Below are 13,317 nucleotides of genomic sequence, written 5' to 3'. Positions count from 1 at the left end.
GGGTCCTCGGCGAGAAGCGCGTCGAGGATCGTGTCGCTGATCTGGTCAGCGATCTTGTCGGGGTGGCCCTCGGTCACGGACTCCGAGGTGAACAGACGACGGGACATGGTTCTCCAGGGTCGACTGGGTCAGGTGCATGTGATCGCCAGGGAGTGAGCAGCGGGAACCAGGGCACCCCGAAGGTGCTCCTGGGATGCGTCCGCGCAGCCTCCCGGCGGGGATGGCCTCCCCTAAGCGGCTGCACCATACCCATGATCAACAGCCCCTCCGGTATGACCCAGATCACCTTTTGGGCGATGGGATGTGGAACTCTGGATTCAGTGCCTTCACCCCCCCTTCACAGAATTCCGCAGGGCCGACACATCAAGGGTTCACGAAATTTTCCAACCTCTTCGTGATCATCGTCACATCGACACGCTCGCTCGGGCCTGACTAGGGTGATCATGTTTTCGAGCTGCATTAAAAAGACCGAGATTTACACAATGAATAAAGGTCTCATCCGCACATACAAATTGAGTGGAGAGCGGTTTCTGTGCTTTCTCCCGTTCAATCAGGATCGCCATCGGCCGAAGGGCCGGGAATTCTGGTAGGCGATGGTTGGCTGGGATCCTCCATGGCCGAAGACGAGCAGCAGTGGCGCATCCCGATGCCGCCCGGGGTCGCAGCGGAGCTGACCCGTGCCGCACGGTCCGCGCTGGCCGCCGGCGACCGGCTCGACCTCGCCGCCCCCAAGCCCCGCGGGCTGGACCTGACCGAGGCGTTCGCGGCCGCACTGGGCCGCCGGATCGCCGGCAGCCCGGGCTTCGCCGTCGTCGAGGACTTCCCGGTGGACGCCGAGGACCCCCGGGAGACCGAGATGGCCTACTGGCTCTTCGGGCTCCTGCTGGGCCGCCCCGTCACCCAGAGCCGCAAGGCCGATCTGCTCGGCCGGGTCGAGGACCGGGGCGCCGACATCGCCAGCCCCGTCCAGCGCGGCTACGAGAGTTCCGCGGCGCTCCCCTTCCACGTGGACCGCACCGACGTGATCGGGCTGCTGTGCGTCCGCCCCGCCACCTCCGGCGGCCTGAGCCGGCTCGTGTCCTCCAGGGCCGTCCATGACCTGCTCCTTCACGAGCGGCCCGACCTGCTGGAAGAGCTCTACCGGCCGTTCCCGAACGACCGCCGGGGCGAGGAGCAGCCGGGCCAGGCCCCCTGGTCCGCGATCCCCGTCTTCAGCCGTGTGGACGACTCGTTCGCGACGCGTTACCTGCGGCGCTTCATCGAGGGCTCCCAGCGCCACGAGGCGGCTCCCCGCCTCACCAAGGGCCAGCTCGAGGCGATGGCCGCCCTGGACGAGGCACTCGACCGGCCCGGGGTCTCCCTCGACATGGAACTCCGCAGGGGCGACCTGCAGTTGATCAACAACTTCCACATCCTGCACGCCCGTACCGCGTTCGCGGACGGCGGCGGCCGGGGCCGGCTCCTGCTCCGCCTCTGGCTGGCCTTCGCCGGCAGCCCGGAGCTCCCCGAGCACTACGCGTCGCTCTACGGAGCGGTCGCGGCGGGCAGCTACCGGGGCGGCGTCTGGGCCCCGGGGACCGTCCCCGCGGATTTCGGCCGCGCCGTTTCCGAACTCGGTTGAACCGAACCCCGCTTTCATCCGTGCGCGCGTGACATATCGGCGTCGCCACTGCCCGCGCCACCACCTCGCGCCCCTTTTGTCGCGTCGAGGCCCTACGTCCCCGTCATACCGGGGTGCACCCTCTGGCCGGGTTCCTGTTCTTCTTCTGAAATATCGGGTCAGACCCATCCGGGAAATACGTTTCCCGGCGGCCCGTTCGTTCATCTTCCGCCTTTGTACGAAGCTGCCGAGAAGTAATTCCGGAGCAGCTGAGGTACTGCGGCCGATACTCGAAAAGAAAGCAGCTACCGCAATGCCTGTCATCGACTTGGACCGCTATCGACGGGACGGCTACCAGCTCCTCCCGGGACTCCTCGACGACGAGGACCGCCGCCGGGCCGTCGCGTTCTTCGACGACCTCGACGGCGCCGCGGAGGTCTCCTCCTCGTACGAGCCCGAGTACGACGAGGGGGACGGCGTCCGCCGGCTGCGCAAGCTCCGGCGGCTGCTGTGGAACGACCCCGAGGTCTGGGGTCCCCTGCTGAACCGCGCCGGCGTCACCGACCTGGCCCGCCAGGTCGTCGGCGACGGCGCCGGGGTCGTCTTCCACGCGGCCTTCCTCAAGCCGGCGCTGGTCGGCACCGAGGTGGCGCTCCATCAGGACCAGGCCCTGTGGACCCACACCTACCCGGGCGCGTTCAGCGTCTGGTTCGCGCTGACGGAGGTGTCGCCCGCCAACGGCGGCCTCTTCGGCAGCCCCGGTTCGCACAGCGGCGGCGAGGTCGCGCACCGCGACCGGCCGCAGTACCGCTGGCACCCCAGCCTGGACGCCGCGGAGGACGGCCTGCGCGAGCCCGTGCAGTTCGAACTCCGTCCCGGCGACGGGGTCATGTGGGACCGCTACTTCGCCCACGGCAGCGCCGCGAACACCTCGCCCGCCGACCGCCGGGGCATGGTCGTCGTCTTCGCCGACTCCTCCGCCCCCGGCTTCGCGGCCAAGGACCACTTCCCGTTGGACGCTCTGCACGCGCTCGGTGCCGAGTGACCGGACAACCCCCCGCGACCCTCTCAGCCGCTGGAGAACAGATGACCTTCATCATCGACGGCACCCTGCGCGAGGGGATGCAGTCGGCCCATGGCTGCTTCACCCTCGAACAGAGCGTGGAAGTCACCACCCTGCTGATCCGATCCGGGGTGGACACCATCGAGTGCGGCCACCCCGCCATCGACGAGAGCGAGATGCTGCGCGTGGCGGCCGTCGTCGAGGCGGCCGGTGACACGCCCGTCCTCGCCCATGCCCGCGCCCACCTCGGTGACATCCAGGCCGTGGCCAAGAGCGGCGCCGCCTGGGTCGGCATCTTCCTGGGCGTCAACGACGTCTCCCGGCGCTCCCGGCTCCCCGGCAGCGACCTGAGCGACCTCTACGGACGCATCCGCGAGACCGTCACCCACGCCCGCGACCTCGGGCTGCGCGTACGGTTCACCGTCGAGGACAGCAGCCGCACCGATCCCGGCGAACTCGTCGAGGCGTACCTCGTCGCCATCGAGGCGGGCGCCGAGCGGATCTGCTTCGCCGACACGCTCGGCATCCTGGAGCCCCAGGACACCGCCGCCCGGGTCCGGGAGCTGAAGAAGCGATGTCCCGGCGTGGACATCGAGGTCCACCTCCACGACGACCGCGGGTTGGCCATGGCCAACGCGCTCGCGGCGATCGACGCGGGCGCCACGTGGGTGTCGACCTCCGTCAACGGCCTCGGCGAGCGGGCCGGCATCACGGACTACGCGGCCCTCGCGGCCAACCTCCACTACCGGGGGACCCGCGAGCTCGCCGACGGCGACCTGCTGGGCGACCTCAGCCGGCGGGTGGGCGCGTACTCCCGCTCCATGCCGGACCACCGTCGGCCCGTGGTCGGCCGGGACGTCTTCCACCACGTCGCCAAGCTGCACGTCCGTGCGGTGGAACGCGAGCCCGGATCCTACGAATGGGTCGCACCCGCCACGTTCGGACGGACCGGCAGCGTGGCCCGCCCGCAGCTGCCGGCCGACCCCACGGCCTGGGTCGTCGACCCGAAGGTCATCTCCGCGACCGAGCTGCGCCACCACCGGCACGGCCCCGGGGAGCGCTACGTCCTGGTCGACAACCGCTTCGTGCCGGGTGCGGACCAGTACTGCATCGCGCGCCGCATCCCCCAGCTCGACGACTACGGCGCGGGCCACGTCGACACCCACGTGCACCACTGCGACAGCCTGTTCATGTTCCTCGGCGAGGGCGCGGGCTACGGCGGACTGTCCGTCGAGGTGTGGCTCGGTGACCAGGTCTTCCCCGTGCAGAGCCCCGCGTCGGTCTTCATCCCGGCCGGTGTCCCGCACGGGTACCGGGTGGTCGGCGGCGCCGGCACCTACCTCAACCACGTCCTCGCGGGCGACTACAACTCCAGCCTGATCGACCCTGTAGGGAGCATCTGATGACGATCCAGACCGAGAACACGAAGGCCGCCGCCTGGGACCTGATCGGCTCCCTGTTCTGGGAGACCGGGCGCACCACCGCCAAGCCCAGCGACGAGGAGATCGGCCTCTTCCTGGCCGGCATCACCGCCGGCGCGCGCTGCACGGTCGTCGGCGCCTCCACCAAGGACCTCGTCGAGGCCCTGATCGCCCTCGGCGCCGAGGTCACGGTCATGGACTTCTCGGAGCGCATGTGCGAGGACCTGCGGGCGGCGCTGCCCGCCGGCTCCTGCACGATCCTGCGCCACGACATCACCCAGCGGGCCCCCGAGGCGCTGCGCGGCACGCAGCAGTTCGTCCTCAACGACCGCCTGGTCAACCGGTTCAGCGAGGACGAGGCGCGCCGGGGGCTGGAGGGCATGCTGGACCTCCTCGCGGACGGCGGCCAGGTCCGCGCCTCCATCAAGCTCGGCCTGTACCCGATGGACGAGCGGATGATCGACACCGGCCGGGAGCGCGGCACCCTGGAGACGTTCTTCGACGCCGGGTCGAAGGTCATCGACTTCGCCGCGGCCGGGGACGTCCTCACCGACTCGCTGCTCCCGCACGGCGGGATCGACCCCGAGATCCTCCTCGACTGGTACCGGGGGCGCGGCCGCGAGCAGCGGTTCGACCACGAGGACGTACTGGGCCTCGTCGCCGCCGCCGAGGTCGAGGGCCGGGGCCTCGCCCTGGCCTCGGCCACCGAGTTCGGCCAGGCGCCGAAGACCCGGATGTACACGGCCTCCGCCGTCTCTCCGCGCCAGGACGCCTGACCCATGTGCGGAGTCGTCGGAGTGAGCCTGGCACCTGCCGCGAGCGGGCCGGGGAGCGTCCTGGACGCCCGGGACCTGGCGCGGCACGGCATCGGCCGGCTGGCGCACCGCGGGCCGGACGGGCACGGCGTGGCCGGTGACGCCACGTCCGCGGTCGCCATGTGCCGGCTCCGGGTGCGCAGCCGCCCCGCTGACGGGGTCCCCTTCACCACGGGCCACGACGGCGTGCACCTCGCCTACAACGGTGAGGTGTACGCCGTGGGGTCCGGCGCGCGTGAGGGCGCGCCCCGGGTCACGGTGCCCCGGGGCGGGCTGGACGAGGCGCAGGCGGTCGCGGAACACGACACCGCCGCGCTGGACGGCATGTACGCCCTGGTGCGCCGGGCCCCCGACGGCTCCGTCGAGATCAGCCGCGACCCCCTGGGGATCAAGCCGCTCTATCTGCGGCGCGGCCCGCAGGGCGTCGCGGTGGCCTCCGAGATACCGGCGCTGCTGGACGTGTTCGGTCCGGCGCGCGTGCGCCCCGCGGCCGTGGCGCAGTTCGTCCTGCTCGGCCGGGTCGTGGACGGCGGCACGTGCTACGAGGACATCGAGCCCGTGCCGCCGGGCGCCCGGCTGCTCCTGAAGGAGGGCCGGTGCGAACGGCTCCCGGGGAGCGGACCCTGGCAGGCCGACGTGGCCGCGGCCCCCGGGGACACGGCGCCGCAGGCCGTGCGGGACGCCGTCGCACGTGCGGTGGACCGCGTGCTCGTCTCCGACCGGCCGCTGGGCCTGGCGCTCAGTGGTGGCCTGGACTCCACCGTCCTGGCCCTCGAGTTGGCGGGCCGCGGCATCGAGGACCTCGCCACCGTGAGCGTGGTGCCGCGCGGCAACGGTGACGGCGTGCGCGACGTCGCCGAGCTGGGGCTGCCCGGCGGGGCGTGGCGCGGGTGGCGGCACACGTGGACGGAGTTCGGGCCGGCGGACCTGTTCGCCGGAATCTCCGACGCCGTGGCGGTGCTCGGCGAGCCGACGGCGCTGACCAGCGTCCCGATGTACGCGGCGCTGGCCCGCCTGGCCCGCGAGTCGGGGATCGTGGTGCTCCTGTTGGGCGAGGGCGCGGACGAGGTGTTCGGCGGCTACCGCAGCTACCTCGGGCTGGACGGGCTGGCCTCCGCCGAGCAGTTCTACCTGGCACCGGACCGGCTCGCGCTCGTCGGCGACCTGCTGGAGCCGCAGGCGCGGGAGGCGGCGCGCGAGGCGCTGCGGGCCGCGCTGCCCGCCTCAGACGGCCGGTCCGCGGCGGAGACCACCCGCGACTTCGAGTACGAGCACAGCCTCGAACCGCTGCTGCGCCGGGCCGACCACCTCCTGATGGCCCGGGGCATCGAGGGCCGGACCCCGTTCCTGCACGGCGGGCTGCCCGCCCTGGGACGCTCGTTCCCGATGTCCGAACTGGTCCGCGGCGGGCAGACGAAGGTGCCGCTGCGCCAGGCGTACGCCAGCCGGCTGCCCCGCTGGATCGACGAGGTCAAGAAGCCGTTCCGGGCCCCCGTCGACGAGTGGCTGGCCGGGCCGCGGCGCGAGGACGTCCTGCGCGAACTGGAGGAGCGCCGGGACCTGTTCGCGGCCGCCGGTCTGCGGGCCGCCGGTGTGGACCGGCTCGTCGGTGACGTGCGGGCCGGCCGGCCCGGGGCCACCGGCCTGGTGTTCCCCCTGCTGAGTCTCGGCAGTTGGCTGGAGCGGGCCGGCTCCGCCGCCGCGAACCTCCCCACCCCTCCCAGAGGAGCCTGACCCCGTGAACGACCGAACCGACGGCCGCCCCCGGCCGGCCCACGCCCCCGTGCGGCGCGACGACGTGGCCCACGGCGTCCTGCTGTACCCGTTGGACGAGCTCGCGGCGGCCGCCGGGGTCGAGCTGGACACGTTGCCCTACACGGTGCGGCTCCTGCTGGAGAACGCGGCCCACGTGGTGGCGGCGGGGAAGGCGGGCCCGGAGGTGCTGGACGCGCTCCTGCGGCCGGCCGACGGGGCCGACGTGGCGTTCCAGCCGGCCAGGGTGGTGCTCCAGGACTTCTCGGGGGTCCCGGTCGCGCTGGACCTCGCGGCGCTGCGCGCGGCGGCGGTCCGGCGAGGCCTGCCCGCGGCCGCGGTGGGTCCGGCGGTTCCCGCCGATCTCGTCGTGGACCACTCCGTACGCGTGGACGCGGCCGGGACGGCGGACGCGCTGCGCCTCAACACGGGGCTGGAGTTCACCCGCAACCGGGAGCGGTACGCCCTGTTGCGCTGGGCGGAGCAGGCCTTCGACGGCTTCCGCGTCGTACCGCCGGGCAACGGCATCGTGCACCAGGTCAACCTGGAGCGGCTGGCGCAGGTGGTGGTGCGGGCCGAGGGTCCGCAGGGGGCGGGGCTGACCCGCCCGGACACCGTGCTCGGCACGGACTCGCACACCCCGATGGTCGGTGCGCTCGGCGTCCTCGGCTGGGGCGTCGGAGGGATCGAGGCGACCTCGGTGCTGCTCGGCGAGCCGGTGCTGCTCGCCGCCCCCCGGGTGGTCGGAGTCCGGCTGACGGGGGCGCTGCCGCCGGGCACCACGGCCACCGACCTCGTGCTCACGCTCACGGAACGGCTGCGCCGCCACGGCGTGGTGGGGGCCTTCGTCGAGTTCTTCGGGGAGGGGTGCGCGGGCCTGGGCGTTCCGGACCGGGCGACCCTGGCGAACATGGCCCCCGACTACGGGGCGACCACCGCGCTCTTCCCGGTGGACGCCGAGACGCTCGCGTTCCTGCGGATCACCGGCCGGCCGGCGGAGCACGTCGAGCTGGTCGAGCGGTACTGCCGGGCGCAGGGGCTCTTCCGTGAGCCGGGTTCGGACGCGCGGGTGCGGTACGCGGAGGTGGTGACGCTCGACCTGGGCGAGGTGGAGGCCTGCGTCGCGGGGCCGGGCCGGCCCGATCAGCGCGTCGCGCTGCGCGACGTCCCGGGGAGCCTGGGCGTGGCGCCCGTACCCGGGGACGCCGACCGGCCGGCCGACGGCTCGGTGTTCATCGCCGCGATCACGAGCTGCACCAACACCTCGCACCCGGGGTCGATGCTGACCGCGGGCCTGGTGGCACGGCGTGCGGTCGAGTTCGGTCTCACCGTCCCGTCCTGGGTCAAGACCAGCCTCGCGCCCGGCAGCCGCACGGTGCCCGCCTACCTGGACCGGGCGGGCGTCCTGCCCGCCCTCGAGGAACTGGGCTTCCACGTCGTGGCGTTCGGCTGCACCACCTGCCACGGCATGAGCGGCGACCTGCTGCCCGAGGCCGCCCGGGCGGTCACGGACGAGGGGGTGCTGGGTGCGGCCGTGCTCAGCGGCAACCGCAACTTCGAGGGCCGGATCCACCCGCAGGTGAAGGCCTCCTACCTCGCCTCGCCCGGCCTGGTCGTCGCGTACGCCCTGGCCGGCACGGTGACCCGCGACCTGACCGCGGAACCGGTCGCCGTCGCCCCCGACGGGCGCGAGGTGTACCTGCGCGACCTGTGGCCCAGCCCGCGGGAGGTCGCCGAGGCGACCCGTACGGCCGTCGGGGCCGACCTGTACGACACCGCCTACGCGGGCCTGTACGAGGGCGGCCCCGCGTGGCGCGCCCTCGACGCCCCCCGGGGCGACCTGTACGAGTGGCCCGACGGGTCCGACTACATCCTGGAGCCGCCGTACCTGGACGGGCCCGCGGACAGGCCCGCGGACGGGGCGGCGGCTGCCGGGGACGTCCTGGGCGGACGGATCCTGGCCCTCCTCGGGGACTCGGTCTCCACCGACCACATCTCGCCGGTCGGTGCGATTCCCCGCGACGGCGACGCCGGCCGGTACCTGAGCGGACTCGGGGTCCCCGAGCGGGAGTTCAACAGCTTCGGTGCCCGCCGCGGCAACCACCACGTGATGGTGCGGGGCACCTTCGGCAACGTACGGCTGCGCAACGCCCTGGCCGACGGGCGGGAAGGCCCCTGGACCCGGTTGCAGCCGACGGGCGAACTGGTGTCCATCCACGAGGCGGCGCAGTCGTACCGGGCCGCGGGCGTGCCCCTCGTCGTGGTCGCCGGGGCCGAGTACGGCTGCGGCAGCGCCCGTGACTGGGCCGCCAAGGGCACCGCGCTGCTGGGCGTCCGTGCGGTCCTCGCCGGGGGCTTCGAGCGGATCCACCGGAGCAATCTGGTGGGCATGGGCGTGCTCCCCCTGCTGTTCCCGGCCGGGCTGGACGCCGGGGCCCTGGGCCTCGACGGGACGGAGGAGCTCGATCTCCTGGGTCTGACCGGGCTGGGCCCGCGCGGTGCGGTCACCGTGCGCGTCCGGCGCCGGGACGGGACGCAGCGGTCCTTCGAGGCGGTCGCCGCACTCGAAACGGGCCGGGAATGCGCCTACTTCACCGCCGGCGGCGTCCTGCCGTACACCGTGGCGCGGCTGCGGCGGGAAGCGCTGCGCGCGGTGGGCGATCCGGCCTGACCCGCTGCCGGGCGCCCCTCGACGGGGCGCCCGGCAGCCGCTGTGGGCGGACCCTCACGGGCCGTCCGGCGACGGCGACGGCTCGGTGACCACGCTCGCGGCGAACCAGGCGGACAGCTCCTTCATGCGGGACTCCACCTCCCGGTCGTCGGCTCCCGAGATCACGGCCACTCCGGCGTGGAGGTACGAGGCGGAGGTGACGTCGGGCATGGTCCCGCCCGGGGTGATCTTCAGCTCGACGTGGACGACGCCGGGGCGGGCGAGCACCTCGTCCCTCGTCGGTACCTCGCGGACCAGGCCCTGGGGGGCGTAGAGGTGCATGTCACCGTGCACGGCGTTCGTGCCGCCCGCGCCGGGCGCGCCCGGGGCGGCGGGCCGGCCGAGCACCCCGCGGACCCATTCGTCGTGCAGGTTCACGCCGAACGAACGCTCGACGACCTCGTCGGTCCGGCCGCCTCCGACACGTGCTCCGCATTCACCGAACACGATTTCCCCGTCGCGCACGAAGACTTCCATATGGAATACGCCGTCGACGTGTTCCAGAGCCTTGAGGGAGTCCCGGGCGACCACCTTGGCGTTTTCGAAGAGTTCCGCGTGCAGGGCGGGCGGGAGGGCAATGCAGCCGACGAGCCCGCCGTCATGGATATCGATGATGTTCTCGAGGTAGCGGCCCAGCGAAAGGAACGTCACCTCGCCGCCGCGCACGACGCCGTCGACCTGGAACTCGGCGCCGGAAATGAATTCCTCGACGAGCCAGGGGCCCTTCGTGTCCGTGGTGCGAACGTATTCGGCCAGATCGTCACGGCGGTCGATGCGGAAGGTGTCGAGCGCGCCACTGCCGCTGAGCGGCTTGACCACGACGGGGAACCGGTCGGGGTGGGCCGCCACGTCCGCCGCGCCGCTGACCGTGACGCACTGCGCGGTGCTCACGCCGGCGGCCCTGACCAGTGCTTTCTGGACATCCTTGTCGCGCATGGCAACGGCGCCGAAGGCGGCCCGATCCGTGATGCGGGCGAGGTCGGACAGCACGGCCGCGGTGGCCAGACAGAACTCGAGACCACTGCAGACCGCGTCGAAGTCCCGCAGGTCGAGTGCGTTCCTGGTCAACCCGGCAAGGGCCTGGTCGACGCTCGTCTGGTCGGTCACCAGCACGGTCCTCATGTTCGGGAATTCGCGCCGGGCGGCCTCGACGTCGCCCGGCGTGAGAACACAGGTGACCTCGACTCCGGAGCGGTGCAGAGCGGCGACCGCACGGAACATCCAGCCAATATGGAGAACGGATTCTGGTGTATTAGTCACAGGGTCCCTTTGGTCATTGTTCCGGGGGCATTTAATTTAATGCCGCACACCGGAGCCAGCTACGTGAGGAAGGTCACAGGGTCCCCGCTCGAATCATGTTGATCAACAGAATGGATCCTGATGGGATGCATTCTGCTCATCCGTGCGCTTCATGGAGTCCGCATTGAATCAGAAGAAAAGGGCGATATCCCTCCGCTCGCTGCTGCCCTCGTCGCGCCCCGTGTGGGTGCTGGCGCTGAGCACGCTCGCCCGGAGCACCGGCAACGGCGTGGTCGTCGCGATCATCGTGCTCTACCTCACGCGCTCCGTGGAGATCAGTTCCCAGCACGTGGGCCTCGCCCTGACCGTCGCGGCCGTCGTCGGCATGCTGGTCAGCATCCCCGCCGGCCACGCCAGCGACGTCCTGGGCGCGCGGCCGGCGGCCGTCTGCTCCGTCGTCCTGCAGGGCGTGGCCGTCTGGGGATACGTCCTCGTCGGGGGCTTCGGCGCGCTGATCGCCGCGGCCGCCCTGGTGGCGGTCACCGACTCCGCGTCCAACGCCTCGCGCGGCGCCCTCGTCGCCCTCGCGGTCCCGCAGCAGGACAGGGTGCGCACCCGGGCCTACCTGCGGTCGGTGACCAACGTCGGGTTCTCCGTCGGTGCCCTGCTCGGCGGCCTGGTGCTCGGCCGGGACTCGTCCGCCGTCTACACCGGGGCGCTGATCGCCTCGGGCGGCCTCTTCATCGTGGCGGGCCTGGCGTTCCTCGCCCTGGACGAGGTACCGAAGGTGCCGCGCCCCGCCGAGGCCTCGCCGTGGGGCGTGCTGCGCGACGGGCCCTTCGTCGCCGTGGGGATGATCAACGCCGTCCTGATGATGAACGCGGGCATCCTCGACGTGGCCCTGCCCATCTGGATCGCCGAGAACACCCACGCGCCGATGTCCGTGTTCGCGCCCCTGCTGCTGGTCAACACCGTCATGGTCGTCTTCCTCCAGGTGCCGGTCAGCAAGGGTGCCGAGGACGTGCGCGGCGGCGCCAGGGCACTGTTCCGGTCCGGTCTGTGGCTCGCCGCCTGCTGTGCCGCGATCGCCCTGGCCTCGGGACGTTCCGCGTGGGTGGCGGTGCTCCTCCTCGTGGCCGGTGTCGCGATCCACACGGTGGGCGAGCTCCTCTACAGCGCCGGCTCCTGGGCGCTGTCGTACGAGCTGGCGCCCGAGCACGCGCAGGGCCAGTACCAGGGCATGTTCGGCCTGACGACGCAGCTCGGTACGGCCATCACGCCGGCCGTCACGGCACTGCTCATCGTGCAGCACGGGTGGATCGGCTGGCTGGTGATGGGCACGATGCTGGCCGCGGCCGGACTCGCGGCCCCGGCGGTGGCCCGCTGGGCCGAGCGGACCCGGCCGGCGGGAACGGAGTCCGTCCCCGCGGTGGCCGCCTGACCGAGCGGCGGCACCGGATCGCCGGCGGTGGTCCGCTGTCGCCGCGCCCCGGCCGGCCCGGGGCTCGCGGGGCGCACGGGGCGTCAGGTCATGATCAGGAGGCGGGTGTTCGGGACCAGCTTGCGGTTGACGCTGGTGCTCTGCACGAAGATGGTGAAGTCGTCGTTGTGGTCCGGCTTGATGCGCACCTCCGCGTCCGGCAGGCCGAGCAGGGCGCGGGCCTCCGGCCCCGTGTAGACGTGGTCCGAGGTCTTCTCCAGCACCGCGACCTGCTTGCGCGCCTGGATCTTCTCGGACTTGGTCAGCTCGTAGAACGCGCAGCCGGTGCGGTAGTCGTGCCCGGACTCGACGACCCATTCCCGGATCGCCGCATCGCGCGCCACGGGAACGAGCTGGTACTGCGAGGGGTCCGCCGGCTCGAGACCGGCCGCCTTGATGGTGTCGCTGTTGACCACGTCCGCGCCCGTCGAGAAGACGGCCCGCGATCCGCGGATCCCCTTGGTGCGGCCCACCATGAACTTCTCGGTGGCCTCCTTGATGACCTGACCGGCCTCCTGCAGGCCCTGCGTGCTCGTGGCGTCCCAGATGGCGATGTTGTCCTTGGGGAAGCCGTACTGCATGGCTTCGCGCTTGCCCATCTGGTCCGGCACGAGGACGGCGAGGGTCCAGTTCTCCGCCTGCGTCTCGATCATGGAGGCCACGGCCCGCACCAGTTCGGCCGGCTTCTTGGACGGGGTGCCCGGGCAGCGGTGGCTCGCGTTCTCCTGCCCGTCCGTCAGCACGAACGTCAGGAAGCTGTGGTCGCCGTAGAGTTGGGCCGTCTGCGCCAGCTCGTGCTGCGACTTGAGCGTGGCGGCGAGCAGGGCCGTCATGCCGCCGGTGCGGTAGACCTCCTGGAGGGAGGGCATGCGCAGCACGTCCTTGTCGTAGACGACGCACTCCACCTGGTTCGAGAACACGTACACCGTGACCCGGGTCTCCTGGTCCAGCTCCTGCGAGCGGCGCGCCAGGTAGGCGATCTGCTGGTCGGCGACCTCGACGACCTTGCCGCTCAGGTGGGACATGGACGAACTGGCGTCCAGCACGAGCGCGACGTGGTTGATGTAGTTCTGGGTTCCGGACATGGCGAACTCCCCGTTTCCGTTCTCCGATTCGGTACTCCGATCCTCGCAGTCACCACTGACAATCGATCTTGGTCTGCGCCGCCCCGGCCCTCGCCGCGGGGCGGCGCCGGCGGTTCACCCAAGGGCCACCTGAGCAACCTCATGGCATCACC

At 72.1% G+C, this 13,317-nt stretch carries 10 protein-coding genes; 7 read left to right on the top strand and 3 right to left on the bottom strand.

Going from position 1 to position 13,317, the window contains the following annotated elements:
• On the bottom strand, positions 1 to 107 hold a 107-nt coding region (locus ACIQCH_RS03980; protein WP_158939665.1), incomplete at its 3' end, for an S-adenosylmethionine synthetase N-terminal domain-containing protein.
• 506 nt (positions 108 to 613) lie between these two features.
• On the opposite strand from ACIQCH_RS03980, the gene ACIQCH_RS03975 reads away from it, so the two are divergent.
• The 6 genes from ACIQCH_RS03975 (at position 614) to acnA (ending at position 9,322) form a co-directional block, all read left to right on the top strand.
• Entirely contained in the window at positions 614 to 1,621 is a 1,008-nt protein-coding gene (locus tag ACIQCH_RS03975) for a TauD/TfdA family dioxygenase (RefSeq protein WP_402577630.1), read from the top strand.
• Positions 1,622 to 1,913: 292 nt separating this feature from the next.
• On the top strand, positions 1,914 to 2,645 hold the full coding sequence (locus ACIQCH_RS03970) for a phytanoyl-CoA dioxygenase family protein (protein ID WP_402577628.1): 732 nt from the start codon (positions 1,914 to 1,916) through the stop codon (positions 2,643 to 2,645).
• A 41-nt stretch (positions 2,646 to 2,686) separates the two neighbouring features.
• Positions 2,687 to 4,066 carry a hypothetical protein gene (locus ACIQCH_RS03965; RefSeq protein WP_402577626.1) on the top strand — a complete coding sequence of 460 codons (1,380 nt, stop codon included), beginning with the start codon at positions 2,687 to 2,689 and terminating at the stop codon, positions 4,064 to 4,066.
• Positions 4,066 to 4,860, top strand: a complete 795-nt coding sequence (locus ACIQCH_RS03960; RefSeq protein WP_402577624.1) for a hypothetical protein — start codon at positions 4,066 to 4,068, stop codon at positions 4,858 to 4,860. Before ACIQCH_RS03965 ends, ACIQCH_RS03960 begins: the two co-directional genes overlap by 1 nt.
• A gap of 21 nt (positions 4,861 to 4,881) precedes the next feature.
• Positions 4,882 to 6,633 (top strand): asparagine synthetase B family protein, encoded by a 1,752-nt coding sequence (locus ACIQCH_RS03955; protein WP_402577622.1) that lies wholly within the window; start codon positions 4,882 to 4,884, stop codon positions 6,631 to 6,633.
• Positions 6,634 to 6,637: 4 nt separating this feature from the next.
• The gene (acnA, locus tag ACIQCH_RS03950) at positions 6,638 to 9,322 is read left to right on the top strand and encodes an aconitate hydratase AcnA (protein ID WP_402577620.1); all 2,685 of its coding nucleotides are present in this window, start codon (positions 6,638 to 6,640) and stop codon (positions 9,320 to 9,322) included.
• Positions 9,323 to 9,376: 54 nt separating this feature from the next.
• Here acnA and ACIQCH_RS03945 read toward each other — a convergent pair whose 3' ends face one another.
• The gene (locus ACIQCH_RS03945) at positions 9,377 to 10,582 is read right to left on the bottom strand and encodes an ATP-grasp domain-containing protein (protein WP_402577618.1); all 1,206 of its coding nucleotides are present in this window, start codon (positions 10,580 to 10,582) and stop codon (positions 9,377 to 9,379) included.
• 202 nt (positions 10,583 to 10,784) lie between these two features.
• On the opposite strand from ACIQCH_RS03945, the gene ACIQCH_RS03940 reads away from it, so the two are divergent.
• Positions 10,785 to 12,041 carry an MFS transporter gene (locus ACIQCH_RS03940; protein ID WP_402577616.1) on the top strand — a complete coding sequence of 419 codons (1,257 nt, stop codon included), beginning with the start codon at positions 10,785 to 10,787 and terminating at the stop codon, positions 12,039 to 12,041.
• Between the two features lie 83 nt (positions 12,042 to 12,124).
• Here ACIQCH_RS03940 and ACIQCH_RS03935 read toward each other — a convergent pair whose 3' ends face one another.
• A complete protein-coding gene (locus ACIQCH_RS03935) occupies positions 12,125 to 13,165 on the bottom strand; it encodes a vWA domain-containing protein (protein ID WP_402577614.1) in 1,041 nt (346 codons plus the stop codon).
• Positions 13,166 to 13,317: the final 152 nt, after the last annotated feature.

This window comes from Streptomyces sp. NPDC093225 (genome assembly GCF_044753805.1).
In the GTDB taxonomy this organism is placed as follows: domain Bacteria; phylum Actinomycetota; class Actinomycetes; order Streptomycetales; family Streptomycetaceae; genus Streptomyces.
Note: the sequence above shows the minus strand (reverse complement) of the source record. Positions and strands in the feature narration are given on the sequence as shown.

Bases quoted from the DNA above. Each gene is read 5' to 3' on its own strand.
- ACIQCH_RS03975 (WP_402577630.1), top strand. From the start codon at position 614: ATGGCCGAAGACGAGCAGCAGTGGCGCATCCCGATGCCGCCCGGGGTC.
- ACIQCH_RS03970 (WP_402577628.1), top strand. From the start codon at position 1,914: ATGCCTGTCATCGACTTGGACCGCTATCGACGGGACGGCTACCAGCTC.
- ACIQCH_RS03965 (WP_402577626.1), top strand. From the start codon at position 2,687: ATGACCTTCATCATCGACGGCACCCTGCGCGAGGGGATGCAGTCGGCC.
- ACIQCH_RS03960 (WP_402577624.1), top strand. From the start codon at position 4,066: ATGACGATCCAGACCGAGAACACGAAGGCCGCCGCCTGGGACCTGATC.
- ACIQCH_RS03945 (WP_402577618.1), bottom strand. From the start codon at position 10,582: ATGTTCCGTGCGGTCGCCGCTCTGCACCGCTCCGGAGTCGAGGTCACC.
- ACIQCH_RS03935 (WP_402577614.1), bottom strand. From the start codon at position 13,165: ATGTCCGGAACCCAGAACTACATCAACCACGTCGCGCTCGTGCTGGAC.